The organism is Crocinitomicaceae bacterium (assembly GCA_016708105.1).
In the GTDB taxonomy this organism is placed as follows: domain Bacteria; phylum Bacteroidota; class Bacteroidia; order Flavobacteriales_D; family Crocinitomicaceae; genus JADJGJ01.
Genome location: JADJGJ010000001.1, coordinates 1190074 through 1211079, shown reverse-complemented (window position 1 = coordinate 1211079; position 21006 = coordinate 1190074). Strand labels below are relative to the sequence as shown.

15 protein-coding genes are annotated in these 21006 nt (G+C 38.2%); 8 read left to right on the top strand and 7 right to left on the bottom strand.

What is annotated here, in order from left to right; translation table 11 throughout:
* Positions 1-45 precede the first annotated feature (45 nt).
* Entirely contained in the window at positions 46-342 is a 297-nt protein-coding gene (locus IPH66_05145; protein ID MBK7128738.1) for a PKD domain-containing protein, read from the top strand.
* 291 nt (positions 343-633) lie between these two features.
* On the opposite strand, the gene IPH66_05140 is transcribed toward IPH66_05145, so the two are convergent.
* On the bottom strand, positions 634-4233 hold the full coding sequence (locus IPH66_05140) for a gliding motility-associated C-terminal domain-containing protein (GenBank protein ID MBK7128737.1): 3600 nt from the start codon (positions 4231-4233) through the stop codon (positions 634-636).
* Positions 4234-4656: 423 nt separating this feature from the next.
* Positions 4657-6036, bottom strand: coding sequence for a hypothetical protein (locus IPH66_05135; GenBank protein ID MBK7128736.1), 1380 nt, complete (start codon positions 6034-6036; stop codon positions 4657-4659).
* A gap of 151 nt (positions 6037-6187) precedes the next feature.
* On the opposite strand from IPH66_05135, the gene IPH66_05130 reads away from it, so the two are divergent.
* From IPH66_05130 to lon, 3 genes are all read left to right on the top strand, one after another.
* Positions 6188-6448, top strand: coding sequence for a type B 50S ribosomal protein L31 (locus IPH66_05130; GenBank protein MBK7128735.1), 261 nt, complete (start codon positions 6188-6190; stop codon positions 6446-6448).
* 168 nt (positions 6449-6616) lie between these two features.
* Positions 6617-7753, top strand: a complete 1137-nt coding sequence (locus tag IPH66_05125; GenBank protein MBK7128734.1) for a GlmU family protein — start codon at positions 6617-6619, stop codon at positions 7751-7753.
* A 99-nt stretch (positions 7754-7852) separates the two neighbouring features.
* The gene (lon, locus tag IPH66_05120; GenBank protein MBK7128733.1) at positions 7853-10300 is read left to right on the top strand and encodes an endopeptidase La; all 2448 of its coding nucleotides are present in this window, start codon (positions 7853-7855) and stop codon (positions 10298-10300) included.
* A 52-nt stretch (positions 10301-10352) separates the two neighbouring features.
* On the opposite strand, the gene nadC is transcribed toward lon, so the two are convergent.
* Both nadC and IPH66_05110 read right to left on the bottom strand, forming a co-directional pair.
* Entirely contained in the window at positions 10353-11228 is an 876-nt protein-coding gene (gene nadC, locus IPH66_05115) for a carboxylating nicotinate-nucleotide diphosphorylase (GenBank protein ID MBK7128732.1), read from the bottom strand.
* Positions 11229-11233: 5 nt separating this feature from the next.
* The gene (locus IPH66_05110; protein ID MBK7128731.1) at positions 11234-12403 is read right to left on the bottom strand and encodes a sigma-54-dependent Fis family transcriptional regulator; all 1170 of its coding nucleotides are present in this window, start codon (positions 12401-12403) and stop codon (positions 11234-11236) included.
* Between the two features lie 101 nt (positions 12404-12504).
* On the opposite strand from IPH66_05110, the gene IPH66_05105 reads away from it, so the two are divergent.
* From IPH66_05105 to IPH66_05095, 3 genes are all read left to right on the top strand, one after another.
* Positions 12505-13305 (top strand): hypothetical protein, encoded by an 801-nt coding sequence (locus tag IPH66_05105; GenBank protein MBK7128730.1) that lies wholly within the window; start codon positions 12505-12507, stop codon positions 13303-13305.
* Positions 13306-13493: 188 nt separating this feature from the next.
* Positions 13494-14000, top strand: coding sequence for a helix-turn-helix domain-containing protein (locus IPH66_05100; protein ID MBK7128729.1), 507 nt, complete (start codon positions 13494-13496; stop codon positions 13998-14000).
* A complete protein-coding gene (locus tag IPH66_05095) occupies positions 13949-14446 on the top strand; it encodes an IS630 family transposase (GenBank protein ID MBK7128728.1) in 498 nt (165 codons plus the stop codon). Before IPH66_05100 ends, IPH66_05095 begins: the two co-directional genes overlap by 52 nt.
* Before the next feature lie 203 nt (positions 14447-14649).
* On the opposite strand, the gene IPH66_05090 is transcribed toward IPH66_05095, so the two are convergent.
* Genes IPH66_05090 through IPH66_05080 form a run of 3 tightly spaced genes read right to left on the bottom strand, consistent with a single transcriptional unit; the run spans position 14650 to position 19635 of the window.
* On the bottom strand, positions 14650-15945 hold the full coding sequence (locus tag IPH66_05090; protein MBK7128727.1) for a DUF2130 domain-containing protein: 1296 nt from the start codon (positions 15943-15945) through the stop codon (positions 14650-14652).
* Between the two features lie 22 nt (positions 15946-15967).
* Complete coding sequence (locus IPH66_05085; protein ID MBK7128726.1) at positions 15968-16387, bottom strand: hypothetical protein; 420 nt, start codon at positions 16385-16387, stop codon at positions 15968-15970.
* Positions 16387-19635, bottom strand: coding sequence for a caspase family protein (locus IPH66_05080; protein ID MBK7128725.1), 3249 nt, complete (start codon positions 19633-19635; stop codon positions 16387-16389). The genes IPH66_05085 and IPH66_05080 overlap by 1 nt, the downstream gene beginning before the upstream one ends.
* Before the next feature lie 247 nt (positions 19636-19882).
* On the opposite strand from IPH66_05080, the gene IPH66_05075 reads away from it, so the two are divergent.
* The gene (locus IPH66_05075; GenBank protein MBK7128724.1) at positions 19883-20983 is read left to right on the top strand and encodes a tetratricopeptide repeat protein; all 1101 of its coding nucleotides are present in this window, start codon (positions 19883-19885) and stop codon (positions 20981-20983) included.
* Positions 20984-21006 lie beyond the last annotated feature (23 nt).

Sequence of the window (21006 nt, the reverse complement as noted above, 5' to 3'; positions counted from 1 at the left end):
AATTTAAACCGGGTGTTCAAGAAAAACTGCTTTTTCATTTTTGTCGTGCTGATATTTACAGCCTGCTCAAAACCGCCTGAAGCTTGTATTGACAATGGTCAAACGAGTGTCAGCACCGGTCAGGAGGTAGTATTCACATCCTGCTCAAAACGAGCTTTAAGTTATCTTTGGACTATGGTGGGTCCAACCGGCGCACCTGAAAATACGCAGGCGTGGTCTGATCAGCAAATAAAAGTAATCTTTACCATTCCCGGCACTTATACGGTCACATTGGAAGCATACAGCAAATTCAGCTGGATGGGCGACGTTGGAACTGCCTCACAAACTGTCACTGTTCAGTAATCAAAAAAAATTTCTTGTTCATCATTCAAACAACCGAAGATTAATTTCTAGTGAAATTTAGGTTGTAGAAGAAAAATTCTGTTGAAATTATTAGTAGACGCAGATCGTATCCGTGCATTGGTGCAGGTTACGTTCAAACTTTGCGCAGGTCACTTTCAAACATTGGTGCAGGTCACGTTCAAACATTGGCGCAGGACACGTTCAAACATTGGCGCAGGTCACGTTCAAACATTGGCGCAGGTCACGTTCAAACATTGGCGCAGGTCACGACCTGCGCCTACTCGTCGGAATTTATTTTTCCCCAATCAATTGAATTGTGCCCTGACCACTTTGTTCAATGCCATTGAAGGAAACTAATTCATAGGTATAAAAATAAACTCCATCACTGCATTTGTTTCCTTGCTTATCTGTGCCATCCCATTCATCAGCAATTGAACTCATCTCATACATAACTACACCCCAGCGATCAACAATAACGCAAGTAAATAACTCAACTGATTTTGCCAAATCATTAAACGTGAATACATCATTTGCACCGTCACCATCCGGAGTAAAAATATTTACCGGCGTGAATGTAAAAGCATCATATACTGTGATGGTCATGCACGAGGTGTCTGCACATCCATTATTATTGTATGCTGCAAGACATATTTCATACACACCGGCCTGAGTATAACTGATGTCAAAAGTTTCGTTGACATTGGTACTCAAAACCCAAGGATCACCTTCGAAACCAAAATGCCAGAAAAATGTTGTATCTGTGAATGGATCAATGGGATTTGAATAATTGTAAGATTGATTTTCAAGATGAACAGTCACAATGGCATTGCCTTCAAAAAGTCCCGATAATTGAGGCGAAGTAAGATCAAAATCAGCCACAGGACTCAAAGAATCAACTTCAATATTTTGTTGCAAAACACATCCGTTCTCATCAGTAACTGTAATCTGATATGTGCCCGGATTTAATCCGCCCCAGGTTGAACTAGAAGCGTTAACCCCGGTTTCAAGATTGGTCCACAAATATTCATAGTCAGGAGTTCCGCCTGATGCTGAAGCATAAACAACTCCATTGCCTGATTGATACCAAAAAATCCTACAATATGCAGGCTCATATCCAAATTCAACAAGGTAAAGTGAATCAGGAAATACAATATCAAAATCAAGAGAAACAGAACAACCATTTTGATCATTGATCACTAAATTGTATTGTCCTTCGCCCAAATTTTCAAGCGTGTCTGCTCCAATTCCATTGGTACCTGACGGGTTTGGATTCCAGAAATATCCAACCTGATTATAAGCGCCTGTATAATTTAATATTGTATCAATATATACCGCCCCACTTGCAATACCATAACACGCAGGTTGAACAATATTCATTTGAATAACCATTTGTTCAGGATGAATTATTTCAACAGAATCAATTAAAACACAACCCAAATCATCTGTCACTTCAAAGTAATACCAACCTTCAACAAGATTATTTGCTGCATTGGAATTACCGGTATTTACAACTGTGCCTGAAGAATTGGTAATTATATAATCTGCAGTACCTGATGCTCCACTCACATTAATAGATACTGAACCATCATTAAATTGAAAACAAGTTGGATTGTTTGACAAGATGGTTGCACTCAAAGCACAATCATTTGTAACCACGATATTGATACAATCAGAATCAATACAAGGTGCAGTACCGGCAGTGTAACAAATTTCCCATGTTCCGGTGCCTGCAACTGCTGGATTAAATGCACCGGTAGTTGCATTGATACATGCACCACAATCAGCACTCCACGTACCACCAGCCGGTGATGCCGTGATGTTTTGTACACCAGACATTGTATTGAATGGCCCGGCAGGATTGATCACTACATTTGGCATTGCTGACACGGTAACGTTCACCGCATCAGTTGCATCACATCCGGTTGAAGTAAATGTCGCTGTCACGTTGTATGTTGTGGTTCCCACTGCGGGAATAAATGCAACGTTATCAGTAATGCCATTATCCCAAGTCAATGTTGCACCATCTGGATTTGAAGCAGTGAGCGTAACCAAATCTCCTTCACATACAGTTTGGTCAGTTCCTGCATTCACTGATGGAGTTGGATTCACCGTAATTGTAAAAACTTCATCTGGACTAGTGCATGATCCTGCAGTTGCAGTAACCGTGATAGTAGCGGTGACAGGTGAGCTACCGGAATTTGTTGCCGTAAACGAAGGAATATTACCACTTCCTGAAGCTGCCAGACCAATACTTGTTTGTGAATTTGTCCACGTCATTGTTGCTCCACCGGGTGTAGAACTGAGTGAATTCACAGAAACAATTTCTCCATCACATGCTTCAACATCTGACTCCGCATTCACCACCGGAGAACTTGTTACCGTGATGGTAACAGATTCGGTTTGCTCACACACCGGGGTAAAACTAATATCATCCAGCGCAAAATCATTTCCCATCACATTTGTATTCAAATTGGTGATACAAATAGTTACTGTGGTGTTGGCACCTGAATTCCATGTGCTGAAAAATTGTTGCCAATCACATGTTGTTGAATTGGCAGTAAGACCAGCTCCAATTGGAATTCCATTAATAGTAAATTGCAACTCAGCCGGATTCACCGGATGCACAGATGTGAGCCATGCGCTAAACAAATAATCTGTGTTGGGTTGAACGGCAACATCCTGACACCAAACAGTTGAACCAACAACAGCAGATCCATTTACGACTAGCATATTTCCGGCGCCGGTTGTATGATCAGTACAAGGTGAAAAACCTCCGTTATAGGTTTGTGGATTAGGTATCACATTATATTCTGCTTCACCAAAATTAGCTGGATTAGTAAATGTGTAAGAGGAATTAAAACCGGTATTACCTGCTTCAAAATCACCGTTCACAATGATATTAGTTCCTGCTGTAAATGCAGTCACCTGATAGGTTGTTGTTGATGCAGGACAAACAGTTTGATTGGCTTGAGTCAAATCAGTCATGTCTGCGTTAGCATCCCATGCGTAATAATCAGCACCAGACACTGTAAGGTTAGAGCAATCACCGGCACAAATTGTTTCATCTGGTGTGATGGAAATTGGATTAACAGGTATAATATTTACCAGCACATCATCTGTTGCAGAACATGCGCCTGATGTTACGGTTAATGTATATGTAGTGGTTGAGGAAGGACTTGCCACAGGATTAAAAATATCGGTAAAATTTAAACCTGAAGAAGGTGACCAATCAGGAGTACCTGTTCCGCTGCCATTTAACGTGACAGATGATCCATTGCAAATAGAAATATCATCACCAGCATCAGCATCAGGACCGGAAGAACAAGATAGGGTAACATTATCAATTCTCCAGTATTCATCAGCTGCCCAGGTTTGCACTGTAATTCTGATTTGAACTGAATTTCCGCCATTCATGCATCCTGTTGAATAAGTTATTGTGCCACCGGTAACATCATCTGCCTGCACTACATTCACATCTGCGCAGGCACCGCTGCATAAGAAAGAATTATCAGGAGTTTGCCAACCTGATCCATCAATATTGTATTCAAGCATTACCCAATCAACTGCATTGCAACCTGTACCGCATGCTTCCATTGTTCCAACACTGGTAATATCAAATGCAATTTCAATATAACTGCAAGTAGAAATATCTATTGCACCGGTTTGCCATACCGCAGGACCGTTGGTGTCTTGTCCTTCTAACTGACCTGACTGTACTTCATAATGGTCACCGGAAAGACAAGCAGAACAAGTAGATGACCAGGCTACACCGCCAGTGTTATCATTACCTGTCATTGATCCATTGGCCTCATCAAAAGGCTCACTAAAAATAGTTTGCGTGTGCGCCGTTTGCATTCCACAAAAGAGCGATATAAATAAAAATAAACGCATGAAAAAGTTTACATTTTGATACATACCAGACATAAACACGACGAAAAATTTAAACTGAAAGTTGTTTTGTACAGAGAGAGAACTGTCAGCAAATTATTTGAATGCACAGGCGCGGTTTCGATACAAGCACGAGTTATTTAATCAACTTATTATTTGTGTAAGATTTTTTCTGATGATTGAAAATTAAATCTTAATCACATGCTTGCTCTGTAGGATATCACACCTGAACTTGTTCCAAAAATACGACTTAGAGATGGAGTGCATTTTAAGTAAATATTAATTTTCATCACCATTTTCAGCAATAATTATGTTGATTGGTGAAGCGACGTTGATTTTAAAAGATTTTGGAAAGAATGGCTTGGTTGATAAAAAACAATACCTACCCGCTAACAAAAAATAAAACACGCAAAATTTCAGAAAATATTAAGGCAATTCATAAACACCTAAATCCGGTGTTGATAGATTACGTGCCACCCCTTCAATATCCAACAAGGTGGCAAAAGCCGGGTCTCCTGCGTTATTGGCAGGTGAGGACGATGAAATGTGTAAATCACCATTTGAAGGATCAAGAAATTGTGGATCAAGATTCCATTGAACTGATAAATAATTACTGTATGTATAGGTATCTTTTCTTCTGATTAAATTATGATTGAATATGCAGTCGTATACCGCACCGGGAATGGTATCAATCTCTAGTTCGTTTTCTGCTGTGCCATAAATTATACAATTGTCAAAACGTGAATTGAGCACATCACGAACATAGGTTGCATCATCTGTTTCATACCAATTTTTTAATGCGAATGCAGGACCTCCTCTGCTGCCATTCCAATAATTTGCAAAATGACAATTTTTAAACTGATACTCTCCACCGGCGAAGAAAAAAGCTGAATATAATCCGGCATCACCAAAAATGCAGTTCTCTGCCATTACATGTGCACCTGCCACGAGGTATAAATTGAAGAAATCAGAATTAGTGATAATGGTATTTTCAAGAGATAGCGTCAATGGATCTTGTGTAGTATCAACCTGCACTCCGATTGAACCATTTTTAATAATGGCATAATCAATCGTTGACTGTTGCGCTTCAATTAATCTTATACCCCACCATTGTCCCGGTTTGTCATCATAAAAACTTTCCAACCGATCACCCTGAAAAATTACTTCATTCTGATATTGACCCTGAATTTCAAGTTTACTTTTGTAAACAAGCAACATGGCATCTTTATGACAATAAACCTCAGTACCCTGCGGAATAGTAAGGGTGAGGTTAGAATCAAGCCCCGGGTAACCAACAGCCGCAATGCCATAAATTACGTGAGGTTTATCATTAGCCCATGTGCCGCTCACAATTTCGTTCACATGAAAATAGGCATCTTGTCCCCAAACATCTAAAAAAACATATTGATCAAGCCCATTGGTTCTGAAACGAATTGAATCAGAAATGACCAGCGGATTGGTTGTATTATTCACTTCAAGCGTCACTTCAACGAATACAAAAAGTGAATCATTACGGGGAATAATGACATCTTCAAAACTCAACCCGGATACGCCGTCAATATTTATTCTGAATGGAGAATTTTCCCCACCCATCAATTCAATTTCTTCTACCAGAATTTTTGCATTGTTGTTGTTATAAATCCTAAACGACTTGGTAGTTGAGCCAACCGTAGTGAAAACAGTATCAAACAAAACGGTATCTTTAGAAAAATCAAGATGATCTTTACTGAATATTTTATCTTTTTTGCACCCTGAAAACAAGGCAACAAGCAGAATAAAACCAAAGAAAATTAACTTTTTAAACATAGCTGAATGCATCAAAAGTACTACGTAATTTGGCTTTTTTTATTGCAGAGGCTAAAGTTTTTGTTGAAAATAAAAAAAATCCCTTATCTTTGCACTCCGTTTGCTAAAAAATCAAAACGGGTTTAGTTGTAGAATATTAATAGGATTAGCGATGAAAAAAGGAATTCACCCAGAAGAATACAGAACGGTTATCTTTAAAGACATGACCAATGAAGGAGCTTGGCTTGGACGTTCTTGTGCACCAACTAAAGAAACCATTGCATGGGAAGATGGCAATGAGTATCCGGTAGTAAAATTGGATATCAGTTCTCTTTCTCACCCATTCTTTACAGGAAAAATGCAATATGTAGACACTGCAGGACGTATTGATAAGTTCAAAAATCGTTACGGTGCTAACATGAAAAAGAAATAAGCATGCAAATGCTCACTAAAAGCCTCACTAGTTGGGGCTTTTTTTTTACCCTTCGCCTACATATCATCTGTCATAGTCATCAAAAAATCAAATTTTTCAGGCTTCAATTCCAATCAGGTCAAAGACTGATTATTTTGGGTTACATTTGAATTCATCACATCTACTTGTATGCGCATAGTTTTTTCAGATAATCAACTTCATCTCAGGTTGGCGCCTTTAACGCTGACAAGACCGGTGGCCGAATTGCGATTTGGAATTTTAACCTTGGCTCAATCTTGGTTAAAACATCTGAAATCAAATGAACCGGGTTATGAAACTGAACCTTACCTGCAAGAAAAATTTCCTTCAATAATAAAATACGATTTGTTGATTGCCGGCAATATCAAACCTGATACAGAACTGGTGCGCTGGGTTAAATCACTTAAAAAAGGAGAATCATTATTTGTAAATAAACTATGGATTGCAAGCCACAGCGCAAAGACATCAAAGCAAATTCATAAAATAAAAAAAGATCTATTAGCCATTCAACACCCATGGGATTTGTTTCAAAAAAATGAACAAGCCATTGCGCTAGATTATCATTTACTCACCAAAGGCAGAAAATCAGCAAAAACGGATAATACTAACCGAATAATTGGAAAAAATATCTTCATTGAAAAAGGGGCAAAACTAAAATTTGCAACCATCAACGCTGAAACCGGTCCTGTTTATATTGGTAAAGACGCAGAAATTATGGAAGGTGCAATTATACGCGGCCCATTTGCATTAGGTGAGCATGCAACCGTTAAAATGGGCGCAAAAATTTATGGCCCCACCACCATTGGTCAGGAATGCAAAGTGGGAGGTGAAATATCAAACTGCATTTTTCAAGCCTACTCTAACAAAGGGCATGATGGATTTATTGGTAATTCGTACATTGGAGAATGGTGCAATTTTGGTGCAGATACCAACTCATCCAACCTGATGAATACTTATGGGAAACTGAAAATCTATTCATACGAAACGAAAAAATCAGAACAAACAGAAATTACGTTTTGTGGATTGATTATGGGCGACCATTGTAAAACCGGAATCAACACCATGCTGAACACCGGCACCGTGTGTGGCGTTAGTGCAAATATTTTTGGAGCAGGTTTTCCGGCAAAATACATTCCTTCTTTTACCTGGGGTGCCACTGAAAAATCTGAGAAATTCAGATTAGACAAAGCTTTTGAAATTGCACAAAATATGATGGCGCGCAGAAGTATCAATCTCTCTGATGCAGATAAAAAAATACTGGAACACGTGCATAAAATGGCACAGTGATTGTCTATTAAGAAGCCCGCTTGAAAAGATATCATTTTTATGCAAAAAGGCTGACTGACCGCATACGCAAAATGACAAACTGACCGCAAAACTGAATTTATGTCTGAATTATTTGAACCTGACTTTATTGACTTACATACCATGATAGATCACGAACCTGAATTCATTCCTTTGATCTCAGAAGAAGAAGAGAACAAAATGAATGCAGAAGATGTGCCTGAAATTCTGCCCATTCTGCCATTGCGCAACAATGTACTTTTTCCCGGTGTGGTGATTCCGATTACCATTGGAAGAGACAAGTCCATTAAATTAATTGAAGATGCGTTCTCAACAACACGTGTCATTGGGGTGATTGCTCAGGTTAAAAGTACCATTGAAGATCCGGGCATTCAAGATTTAAACCGAGTGGGTACAGTTGCGCGCATCATCAGAAAATTAAAAATGCCTGATGGCAGCACAACCATTATTATTCAGGGTAAACGCAGATTCAATGTACAGAATTTTGTGCAAGAAGTTCCTTACTTCAAAGCTCAAGTTAGTGCAATACAAGATGAGAAATTAGATTTGAAATCAGACAAAAATGTTGCGTTGGTTTCATCCATGAAAGACATGGCTATTCGCATCATTAAAGATTCACCTAATATTCCATCAGAAGCAACATTTGCAATTAAAAACATTGAAAGTCCTACCTTTCTTGTAAATTTTATAGCATCCAATTTGGGTAGTGAATTAGATAAAAAACAAAATTTACTAGAGATCAATAATATTTCAAAACGGATTGAAGCAGTACTTGAATTGTTATCATACGAGCTGAAAATGCTGAGCATGAAAAATGAAATTCAGTCTAAAGTAAAAATGGATATTGACCGGCAGCAACGAGAATATTTTTTGAATCAGCAAATGCGCACCATTCAAGATGAATTGGGAGGAAATCCGGTTGAAGCAGAAATAAAAGAATTTGAAAAACGGGCGGCAAATAAAAAGTGGAATGAAAAAGTAGCGGCTGCTTTCAAAAAAGAAATTACCAAACTCAGTCGGATGAATCCACAGGGTGCTGAATTTTCTGTGCAGTTGAATTATATTGACATGCTCCTTGAATTGCCTTGGCAAGATTATTCAACCGATAATTTTGATTTGAAACATGCAGAGTTTGTGCTTAACAGAGATCATTTCGGATTGGAAAAAGTAAAAGAAAGAATTTTGGAGTACCTGGCCGTGCTCAAATTAAAAGGAGACATGAAATCACCGATTCTTTGTCTTTACGGACCTCCGGGAGTTGGTAAAACATCTCTTGGAAAATCAGTAGCTGAAGCATTGGGTAGAAAATATGTGCGTATGTCTTTAGGCGGTTTGCATGATGAAGCTGAAATCAGAGGTCACCGCAGAACTTATATTGGTGCCATGCCGGGCAGAATATTACAGAACATTCGCAAATCAGGAACTTCTAATCCGGTTTTTGTGTTGGATGAAATTGACAAAATAGGACGTGACTCACATGGAGATCCTTCTTCAGCTTTACTTGAGGTACTTGACCCGGAACAAAATTTTGCCTTCAATGACAATTTTGTTGAATTAGATTATGATCTCTCTAAAGTACTCTTCATTGCAACGGCAAACAATTTATCAGGCATTCAAGGACCACTGCGCGACCGCATGGAAATAATTGAAGTTAACGGATACACAGTGGAAGAAAAAATTGAAATTGCAAAAAGACACTTGCTTCCAAAGCAAATAGAAGCACATGGAATTAAAACAAAAGACATTAATTTAAGTGATCAATTGATTGAAAAAATCATTGAAGATTACACTGCAGAATCAGGTGTTAGAGGCTTAGAGAAGCGCATAGCAAAATTGGTGCGTCATCGTGCAAAACAAATTGCCATGGATGAAAAATTCACCGCACGAATTGCTGTTGCTGATTTGCAAAAAATTTTGGGACCTGCCCACAGTAAAGACAAATACATAGGTAATGAATTTGCGGGCGTAGTAACCGGTTTGGCATGGACACAAGTTGGTGGTGATATTCTATACATTGAAACCAGTTTGTCCAAAGGAAAAGGAAAATTAACCCTTACCGGAAATTTGGGTGATGTGATGAAAGAATCTGCCGTGCTTGCGCATCAATATCTGAAAGCAAATGCTGAAGATTTTGATTTGGATCCTGAGGTATTTGACAAATATGATGTGCACATCCACGTGCCTGAAGGAGCAACACCTAAAGATGGCCCCTCAGCAGGAATAACTATGCTTACCTCAATAGCATCCGCTTTCACACAACGCAAAGTAAAAAAATATCTTGCCATGACAGGTGAAATTACGCTGCGTGGTTCGGTACTTCCGGTGGGTGGCATCAAAGAAAAAATTCTTGCCGCCAAACGAGCTAACATCAAAGAAATTATTCTCTGCGACAAAAACAAAAAAGATGTGGCTGACATTGAAGCCGGTTACCTGAAAGGCCTTTCGTTTCACTACGTGAGTACTATGCAAGAAGTGTTGAATATTGCATTACTTAATCAGAAAGTGACAAAGGCAAAAAAAATTGCTTGATCTAATAAAAATTTTCCGAGACAATTTCAGACGGATCTGCGACAATGAATAATCACGCCTTCAAACTCAAATCCAAACTCTGGTAAGAATGAGTAATGGCGCCTGAAGAAATAAAATCAACGCCTGTTTCAGCGTAGGCTACGATATTATTTTCGTTGATTTTTCCTGAGGCTTCGGTTTCATACATTTTGCGGTCAATTATTGCCAATGCATCTTTTAAATGATGTGGAGAAAAATTATCCAACATGATGCGGTTTACTTTACCTGTTTGAAGCACTTCATGCAACTCTCGCATGTTACGCACTTCAATTTCTATTTTCAGATTTTTGTTGTTTTGTTGGAGATATTCAGTGGTTCTCAAAATGGCATTTTTTATTCCACCGGCATAATCCACGTGATTATCTTTTATCATAATCATATCATACAGAGCAAACCGATGATTATTTCCACCACCAATAAGTACAGCCCATTTCTCCATCATTCTGACACAGGGCGTTGTTTTTCGGGTATCTAAAAGTTTAGTTTTGGTGTGCTGAATTAATTCGGCAAGATGACTGGTTTTAGTTGCAATACCACTCATGCGTTGCATAAAATTAAGGACTAATCTTTCAGCAGATAAAATTGACCGAGACGATCCTGAAATTTCAAAAGCAACTTGTCCGGGTTCAACTTTTTCACCGTCACGAATGTGCTGCGCAAATTGCATATCAGGATCAATTCTTTTAAAAATAAGTTCAGCCAACTCAACACCGGCAAGTACACCAAAATCTTTCACTAATAAGCGTGCAGAATTTTTTACATCAGCAGGTATTGTTGCAAGTGAAGTGTGATCGCCTTCACCAATATCTTCACGAATAGCAAAATCAATCACCTTGAATAATTCATGGAGAGATTGATCACTTAATTTATTCCCTGAAAATTCCAGCATCTGATTTATTTGGAAGGTACAAATGTTTTTACATCTTTGTCGCTAATTGAGTTTCCACAAAGAATAATCAAACGTTCAACAATATTTCTTAGCTCACGGATATTACCAGTCCAATCAACTTTTTGCAATTCTTTCAACGCTGAATCAGTGAATTTTTTTGCAGGCATGCCATGCTCTTTGCAGAGGGCATCAATAAAATGATTTGCTAAAAGCGGAATGTCATCGCGTCTCTCATTCAAAGACGGAACTTCAATGACAATAACACTGAGACGGTGATATAAATCTTCACGAAATTTACCTTCAGCAATCATTTGTCTGAGATCTTTATTGGTTGCAGCAACTACCCGAGGATTCACCTTGATATCTTTTTCACCGCCAACGCGCGTAATTCTGTTTTCTTGCAGGGCGCGCAAAACTTTTGCCTGCGCAGATGCACTCATATCACCTATTTCATCCAAGAACAAAGTTCCGCCATCAGCCAATTCAAATTTACCTTGTTTAGTTTTTACGGCAGATGTAAATGCACCCTTTTCATGACCGAACAATTCAGATTCAATAAGTTCAGAAGGGATAGCAGCGCAATTCACTTCAATAAACGGTGCTTTTTTGCGATTACTTTGTTCATGCAGTTGACGCGCCACCAATTCTTTTCCTGAGCCATTTGGTCCGGTAATCATCACTCTGGCATCAGATGGAGCAACCTTGGTAATCATTTCACGAATAGCCAAAATGGGGGTTGATTCACCAATGATATTGGAATTAGCTGCTTGTTTTTTAATTTGGGTGCGCAGCACTTTTGTCTCTTCAATCAATTCACGACGATCTAATGCATTTTTGATAGTTACCAAAATACGATTCAGATCAAGTGGCTTTTCAATGAAATCATAGGCTCCGTTTTTAATAGCTTCAACAGCGGTCTCAATATTACCATGCCCTGAAATCATGACAATAGGAGTTTCAAGTCCGTCATTTTTTAATTTGGTCAGCACTTCCATTCCATCCATCTGAGGCATTTTTATATCGCAAAAAATGACATCGTAATTTCCGGATTTTGCTTCGTTGACACCGGCAATTCCATCTTCAACCGCATCAACTTCATATTTTTCAAATTCAAGAATTTCTTGCAATGTTTTGCGAATACTTCTTTCGTCATCAATAATCAGAATTCGTGGCATATCGTTTTTAATAGTGAAACAAGCTATAAAGGTAAGCATTTTTAGGCATCAGCCGGTTCATCTCAATTGGGAATGTTACATTTGACAAAATTGCATTTCTTATGACAACCTCAACTTTAGCTTCAATTGCCGTACTCACGGGTTTTTTATTGTTTTGGTTTATTCAAATTTTCAGAGTCACCGTACTTAAATATATCAGGCGTTCTAAAGAATTGCTGAGAAAAGACGAGGGTCAACCGGTACGAGGGCGTATTTTAAAATCAGAGCTATACGGTCCGGGTAACATGCAGATGAAAAAAATTAAAGTTGAATTTGAAAATTTATCCAAATCAACCATTACCCAGGAATTTATGTTTAAAGATTCTCAAGCTGATTCATTTCGGTTTGAAGAAGGCAACTCGGTTGACATCCTTTTACAAACAACTCCGGATGGTGCTTACAGAGCAGTTCTAGCAGGCATGCAAACCAAGCCGGGAAAAATTTTTTATCTCACATCACTGATTCTTATTGGAGGATTTGCTTTTTTTATTTGGTATTTGTATACCTCCACTTTTGAAGCGATGCATCAAGATTGGTCAAAGATTGATCATCTATTTATTTATAACAGCGCCATGCCTATGATGGGTATCATACTGGCCGGTACGCTGGGTATGATTTACGTAATATTCAGGGTGGTGAGCAAATCAATTTCAGGTGGTCAGAGTAAACAAGATACCGAATTACTATTCAAAGGAATTTGCACCCCAGCTAAACTTTTGTCTTATTCAGACACCAACGTAACAATTAACAATAACCCCATGGTGAAATTCAATTACTCATATCAAGATCAGCATGGCAGTGCGCATCAAGGTGCTGATAAAGTAATTGTAAACCGACTTGACATTGGAAAATTATACCATTAGCTATTATAGAATAGTCTGATATTAACAAGTAAATTGTCAATATCTTTTCTTGAACTATATTAGACTAATGTATATATGCTATATATTTGAGGTATGGCAAATGCACTCTCTATTACGGTGAAAGAATCGCTTAAGGACTTAAGAAGTCTCTTAAAAAATCTGCAGACCACCACGGTCCGAAAATAAAAATGCTTATTGAGATCAAGCGTTCTGATCGAGCATTAGGCAAGAATGAATTAGCGGAACTGATAGGTGTAAATCACAACAGTATTCAGACATGGCGGACTAAATATCAAAAGGGCGGTATATCCGAATTATTAAAGGATGGTAGAATTGGATTTAAGCCCTCCATAATAAGTAAGTCTGTGCATAAGAAAATTAAATTGAAGCTTTGTTCAGAGGATGCCGCATTTTCAAGCTACAAACAATTACATGCGTGGGTGGAAAATAATTTTATTAAAGGAGTTAATTACAACAGCTTGCGTCATTATGTTAAAAGGCACTTTGGCGCATCGTTAAAAGTACCCCGCAAGAGTCATATTAAAAGGATAAAGAAGCGGTTGCTACTTTTAAAAAACTTCAAACGAATCTGTAAAGACAAAGTAAAACCACTATTGGGATGCTATAAAAGCATTAATATTTATTGCTGGATGAGAGTCGATTTGGACTACTCACAAGAACAGGGCGGGTTCTAACAGCAAAGGGGGTAAAACCCGTTTGTACTTATCAACACAAATTCGAAAACACATACCTATATGGAGCATTCTCACCAATAAATGGAGATAGCTTTTTGTTGGAACTGCCTTATTGTAATACAGATTGCTTTCAATATTTTATTCAAGAATTATCAAAGCAGAATCCAAAAGAACTTAAACTAATCGTGCTTGACAACGGAGCCTTCCATAAGGCAAAGAAACTAATCATACCCGAGAATATCATTTTAATTTTTCTGCCGCCTTATAGTCCAGAACTAAACCCCGCCGAGAAAATTTGGTGGCAACTCAAACAAGAGTTCGTTTGCAAATCCTTTAATACCATCGATCAATTGGGCAAACACTTAGCCAAGGTTGTGAGGAGAATAATTACAACAAAAACAGTAAAGAAAATTTGTTCCTTCAAATATTTATTATGCTCTTTTTAGACTAAATTATATTGGCTAATGGTATTAGATGAGAAAGAAACCGTTGATATCATGTATTTAAAAGACCGTCCATCCGTTTCAAAAATGACTGATAACATTCAAAACAGTCAGGCTACGAAAGGTTGCGTAATGGCTATCTTTTATTTGGTGGCTTTTATTTTTTCTGTAGTGCTTTTTGGACTTTATTTTGGAAGTCTTCCGAGTTAACTATCGGTGTCATCCGGCTCATCAAGCATAGCGGTATCATCAAGTTCCAACGCCTTGATATCTTGCACTGAGGCTCCGGCAATACCTTTCACAGAACCGTAAAGCGCCAGGGTGTTTTCAATTACTTTTTCAATTTGTTTTTCTCTGCGTTTCCAAATTGCCTGCATGGCTTTTTTCTCTTTTGCCAATTCTGACTGCAGAGATGAAAAACCTTCAACTATTGCTTCAAGTTGCTGTCTGAATTCTGTTCCGGTTAAATAAGTATAAAGCATCTGCATTTTTTCTCCTTTGTTCTCATTTGAATCAGTTGCAAGTTTTAATCTGATCAATGCATCTCTCAACACTGCAGCTAATGCTTTAAATTCAGAAAATGAGCATACCCAAACACCATGTATCAAGGAGAAATTTTTTTGATCTTTGGGCAATGTTTCAGTAATTAGCACAGCAATTTCAGCACCGCTTGCACGCATGTCATCTTTTAGTTTTCCAATCCATTCCTGTGAAAAAGCTTTGGTGCGTTTTGATTCGTAAATAATTTTTCCACAATCCTGCATCAAGTTGTTGCGCACAGTTTGAACACAGTCAGCTCCTCTTGCTCCCTTTGAAACTTCTTCAATTTGATCAAAAGGGAAAGTTGATTTCAATTCCTCTTCAATGAATAATTCCTGTACTTCACCTTGTAATTGCATGGATCCTTGCTCCATTTTTCGTTTCATTTCTTCATTGAGCTTTTTCTGATCTTCCATCTGCTTTTTCCACTCTTGCTCACGCATGGCAAATTTTTCAGCCTCACGCCTTGAAACTTCTTCTTCACTTTGTTTTTTAACTTCCAGAATTTTTTTCTGAAGCTCAATATTCATCTGTTCTTTGATGTCTTTTAATTCCTGCTCTTTTTTCAGAAATTCAATTTCTTTTTTTTGTAGTGCAAGATTTTCTTTTTGTTTTTTATCAAGAGATTCTTCTAATTCTTTCAACTTTAACCCAACACTATCAGCAACATCCTTTTCAGCTTTCAGTTTTGCTTCAGAAAGAATTTTTTCACGGTCTTCTTTCAATTTTTGCTGATACTCTTCTCTTGCTTTTTCTTGTTTGCTTTCAAAATCTTTTTTGAGACTTTCCAATTCAGCTTGTTTCTTAGCTATATCTTGATTGCGCTGCTCATATTGCTCAGCAATTTTCTTATTTTTTTCTTGAAACTCTTTGGTTAGTTTTTCTTCCAGGCCTTTGGCAATTGCTTCTTCTGCATTGAAAGTTGTTCCGCAACTTGGGCAGGTTATTTTAGATTCTCCCATAAAAAAATACAGCTAAAAAAAATTACTTGCGTTTCTTGGAAACCACAATTTTATTGCCCTCAATGGTAATGAGCCAGGTTTTATCAAAAATCATGGGCAGATAACGAAGGTATAATTTAGTGCGCTGAGACATTTCATTGTCTTCGCCTTCTTTGAAAACACCTGTAAATTCATACACCTGCGTATTGGGATGTTTTTCACCATACATTCCAATAATGGTGATGATGGTGCGCATCACCTTCCAAACATCTCCTTTATTTGTGAGGGCATATTCTTCTCCTTCATATTCTTCATTTAAGACACCAAAGGCAATTACCGCATGGAGGATATTTTCCTTTTTGCGAGCAAACCTTACCTCATATTCCACGCCGTAATCAGTAACAAAGTGATATACTTGTCCGGTAGGAATGTTTGGTTTTATGATATCATAAATGGGACCCATCAATTGCCAAATATAATGTAATCCAAACTAATATTCTCTTCACGAGATGAAGGAATTTGTTTACCATTTGATAAAGTTTTCACCGAGCTGTTAACATAAGCTCTGATTTCAGAGACAGAAATTTGTTTGTCTCCGTTCAAATCTGCCTTATTATTAGTTAACCCAGACAACAGCGCATAGGTGAATAATCCATTTTTCCATTGATCACTCTCCATGGCATATTCAGCACCACCTGCGCTTGAAATTACGGTAGCGCCTGATCCTTTGCGGGTATCAGAAAAAATATCCTGCAATAATTCCAAACTGTTTTCAAAACCAAATCCCTCCTTGGTTCTCACTCCAACCCCGGCTGACCGGAACTCTACTCCACCTGATTCAACTTCAGGTTCAGGTGTGGTTTCAATTTCGTCTTTATCCAACTCACCGCTATGGCACGTATCCATGATGAGTAATTTGCGATAAGGCTTGAGACGATTCATCAACCAATGAATTTTGTCGTAAGATAAACCGGCAGATTCAGGCTTGTCAAAATCCATATTCCATGTTGCAAAAAAGTAGTCAAAATCAAGATTAAGTACCCCATGTCCGGCAATAAAAACGATGGCTATATCTTCATAAGTAGCATTGGCGAAGAAAGACTCCAGAGCTAAAAAATTTTCAACCGTAACCGCTTCATCTAATAATAGTTTTGAAAACACCTGATTATATCCGCCTGAAACACTTAGCTTATTCACTACATCAGTTGCATCTTTTGTCGGATATGTCAAGTTAAAACGGGTGTCCTGATACTTGCTTACGCCAATAGCCGCAATGTACAAATTGTGTTTTGCTGTTCCTTCTTCACGAATGATTTCAGCAGTTTCATATAGCGATTCGGCTCCATTGCTATTCATACATGACATTTGTATCTTATTTACACCGGCAATGAGCGGTATCTCAAATTCGCGGCGGATAGATTTCACCTTTTGTTCAGGACGATACCCTTCTTCTCCAAAAATAGGTACCCCGTTCACGTAAATATTTATTTGCAAAATGTCGTACACGTCGTCCCATACCTTGAGTGATAGTTTAACTGAAGATGCTGATGTTACCAATGGCAATTCGGTTTCATTCAAAATTTTTGGTATCTGAAAATCAAGTTTCAGGTTTCCTTCATCCATCTGGAATTTTCTAAGACGTTTTTTGTACAAATAGTTATACGCTCTGATAAGTTGCTCAGGAGATTTACCAATACGCTCAGCCACAATATCAGGACGATTCAAATAGATATCAAACTGCTCAAATGGCACCAGTTGACCATTCAATCTAAATGCAATGCCTTTCAAGCAATTGCGCGATGCCATGTAATAATTATCCGGTGTATAAATCATGAAATCTTTTCCTTCAACTGAAATATAGGTTGCTATTACTTCACAGGGACTATGAGCAGAAATTTTCAATGTACCATCATCACTGGCTGAGAATAACCGATTAGTTGCTTTATCAAAAACAATTTTTGTGATTGCACCGGCGTGATCACGCAACTGACATAATTTTTCTCCGGTTGATGTATTCCAGAAAATAACTGAATTGTCTGCCTCCCAAACAGAGTTATTACCGGCGCCTGAAGCCAGAACACTGCCGTCACCATTAAAATCAATGGAGCTGATCATATTTACGTGTCCTTCTAATTTTTTGTGAATTGACCAATCAGATGTATTTCTGAGAAAAACCGTTTTATCCCAAGACGCACTTGCAAACAAATTTCCGTCCGGACTAAATTTTACACTGCTCACAACAATAGTTTGATCAGTGAATTGTTGCAGTTCTTTTTTAGTTTCGTAGTTCCATATTCTGGCAGTTTGATCATGACCTGATGAAGCAATCCATGGTTGCGTAGGATGAAAATCAAGAGAAAGAATTCCGGCTGTATGACCTTTTAAATCTGCAATTCGTTTTCCGGTTTCAAATTCCCATACTTTGACAATATTCATAAAGCCTGCACCTGCAAGATATTTACCATCGGGTGATATTGCCAATGATTGAAGCAATTCAGAATCAGTAGAAATTTCACGAACAAGTTGACCCGTTGTTATATCCCATACAGCCAGATTGAGATTATAATTCATGCCAACCAAAAATTGTCCGTCTTTGCTGAATTCGCATGGAAAAAAACCTTGAATATCATGTGAAATTTTGTTGAGTTTTAAGTCCCAAACCTGAATGCGCAACTGATCAGTAGCAACGGCAACATAATTACCGTCCTGACTGTATGCCATGTTCACAATTTTATTCACTTTTCCACCGATATCTTTAAATATTTGTCCGGTCTTTTTATTGTAGAAGCGCATCACGTTAAAATTGCCCATCACCAGAATATTGCCTTTGGGGTGACTGGTGATTGAGCGTGAAGCCATGTATAGTTCTGTAAATTCCAATTCAAGTTTCTGCGTTTTGTAATTGATTATTTGTACAGCACCTTCATGCGTTGCCAAGTAAAGATGAGGGTCTGATTTATCAAATTCCAGATCAATAAGTTTAGAGGAATATTTAGGAGAAGTGTAGACAAATTTTTCTTCACTGACATCAAAAAATCTGAGTTTATCATCATTGAAACCAAATGCAATCAAGTCACCGTCAGGCGTAATACTTCCGCGCGTGAAGGGGAAATTAAATTCAGAAAAAAGCTTGATGGTTTTCACTAAACTCATGGCTTTTAAATCAACGTATAGCATATTACCCAAATGATCAAGAGAATAAGCCATCATACGCTTTGGATCAGCCACAAAAGACATGGAGTACACCTCAGGGAGCGATTGAATTGAACTTGTTGACAAATTGGTTACTGCCAGGTTGCTGTTTTCATCTACATGAACCAACGCATTTCCATTCTCAATAAAATACAAACCTTTGCTTGTGCTGCTGCATCTGCCTGAGTAGGTTTTTTCACCGGTAACTACATTCCACACAAGTAATTCACCGTCTGAAGTAGTTGCAGCCAAATGAATATTATCAGGCGAAAAAGTCAATTGATCAACGCGTCCATTCGTGCCTGAAAGCGTTCTGAATTCCATGGTAGTTGACACCTCCCATATTTTTACAATTTTATTATTTCCTGCGCTGGCCAAAAATCTGCCGTCATCACTAATTACCATGGCGTTGATTTGATCATTGTGACCGGTAGTCATGACAACCTCAGGCTGGATAGCAGAAAGAGATTTCAAACAATAGAGAGCAAAAGCAAGCGAGAGAACAAATCTTTTTTTCATGGTTTCAATTTCTAATTCGTCATTGGAGTAAAGGTACCTGATTTGCAAAAACATGAACAAATCAGTAAATCTTATTCAACTTCTTGGCTGTCTCGGAGTATATGTTTTTCTTCTGACTCAGCGTCTAATCAGGATCTTGAACAGATGTCAACAAATATCAGACCTTTTTACATCAAGAACTGGAGGGACACCCCTCATTGTCTGATCCCGTATAAAATTATAAATTAGCAGCATAAAACAAGGTTTCATGAAAAAAATCATTTTCATTTTCTGTACTATTTTTTGCACTACAGCAATAATAGCGCAGACCGATACATCCAAAACCCTTCAGGGAGGAGGCGTTGATCAACACCTATTAGACTCACTAGGTTTAATAAATCCGGAACTACAAAAAAAATATAATGAAGGGGTACGCGCACTCACTGCCAACAATTATTTAGAAGCTGTACAACGCTTCACTGAAGTGGTATTGATGGAGCCACGTTATACGCTTGCATATTATAATCGCGGGGTGGCATTGCGTGGTATGGGAAAAGGATCAGAGGCCATTGTTGACTTCAACAAAACAATAGAATTGGATCCTACATATCATCTTGCAGCCTATCAAAAAGGGCAGATTTATAATGAAACCGGAGATTATGAAAATGCTGCACTTGCGTACCAACAAGCATCAGAAATGAATCGTGCAGATGAAACGTATCCTTACCTGCAAGGCGTTGCATTGTTTCAATCAGAAAAATATGAAGAGGCCATTAAAGCATTTGATGAAGCAATACGTCGCAAATCAGATTATGCCTATGCATACAATGACAGAGGCTCATGCAAAGTGATGCTTGAGAATTATGACGGAGCCATTGCAGATTATACCAGCGCCGTGAAGTATGATCTGTATATGCACTTTGCCTACAACAACCTTGGATCAGCCTACCGAAAAAAAGGAGATTTTGCCAATGCTGAAAAGTATTACAGTGAAGCATTACGCGTAAAACCTGATTACTATATCGCATACAACAATCGGGGTACGTGCAGATATGAACAAGGCAAATATGCCGACGCCTTGGCTGATTTTGGCAAAGCTGTACAAATAAATCCTGATTATGCTGTTGCCTATAACAATCAGGCCAGTGTGTACATCCGCATGGAAAAATGGGAAGAAGCGGTGAAAGCCTGTGATAAAGCCATTGAACTAAATCCTGAGTATACCGAAGCCTATTTCAACCGAGGAATAGCTAAAGAAATGCTCAAAGATTTATCAGGTGCATGTGCTGACTGGCAAGATGCATTTATTTTGGGAAGTGAGAATGCAGAACAATATTTGAACAGCCCTACTTGCGCCGGTAATAACTAGCTATTAGAAAAAGGAAAACTAAA

Coding starts and splice junctions, on each gene's coding strand:
- IPH66_05075 (MBK7128724.1), top strand. CDS start 19,883: ATGAAAAAAATCATTTTCATTTTCTGTACTATTTTTTGCACTACAGCA.
- IPH66_05140 (MBK7128737.1), bottom strand. CDS start 4,233: ATGCGTTTATTTTTATTTATATCGCTCTTTTGTGGAATGCAAACGGCG.
- IPH66_05085 (MBK7128726.1), bottom strand. CDS start 16,387: ATGGGTCCCATTTATGATATCATAAAACCAAACATTCCTACCGGACAA.
- IPH66_05125 (MBK7128734.1), top strand. CDS start 6,617: ATGCGCATAGTTTTTTCAGATAATCAACTTCATCTCAGGTTGGCGCCT.
- IPH66_05130 (MBK7128735.1), top strand. CDS start 6,188: ATGAAAAAAGGAATTCACCCAGAAGAATACAGAACGGTTATCTTTAAA.
- IPH66_05105 (MBK7128730.1), top strand. CDS start 12,505: ATGACAACCTCAACTTTAGCTTCAATTGCCGTACTCACGGGTTTTTTA.
- IPH66_05080 (MBK7128725.1), bottom strand. CDS start 19,635: ATGAAAAAAAGATTTGTTCTCTCGCTTGCTTTTGCTCTCTATTGTTTG.
- IPH66_05110 (MBK7128731.1), bottom strand. CDS start 12,403: ATGCCACGAATTCTGATTATTGATGACGAAAGAAGTATTCGCAAAACA.
- IPH66_05135 (MBK7128736.1), bottom strand. CDS start 6,036: ATGTTTAAAAAGTTAATTTTCTTTGGTTTTATTCTGCTTGTTGCCTTG.
- IPH66_05100 (MBK7128729.1), top strand. CDS start 13,494: ATGCTTATTGAGATCAAGCGTTCTGATCGAGCATTAGGCAAGAATGAA.
- nadC (MBK7128732.1), bottom strand. CDS start 11,228: ATGCTGGAATTTTCAGGGAATAAATTAAGTGATCAATCTCTCCATGAA.
- IPH66_05090 (MBK7128727.1), bottom strand. CDS start 15,945: ATGGGAGAATCTAAAATAACCTGCCCAAGTTGCGGAACAACTTTCAAT.
- lon (MBK7128733.1), top strand. CDS start 7,853: ATGTCTGAATTATTTGAACCTGACTTTATTGACTTACATACCATGATA.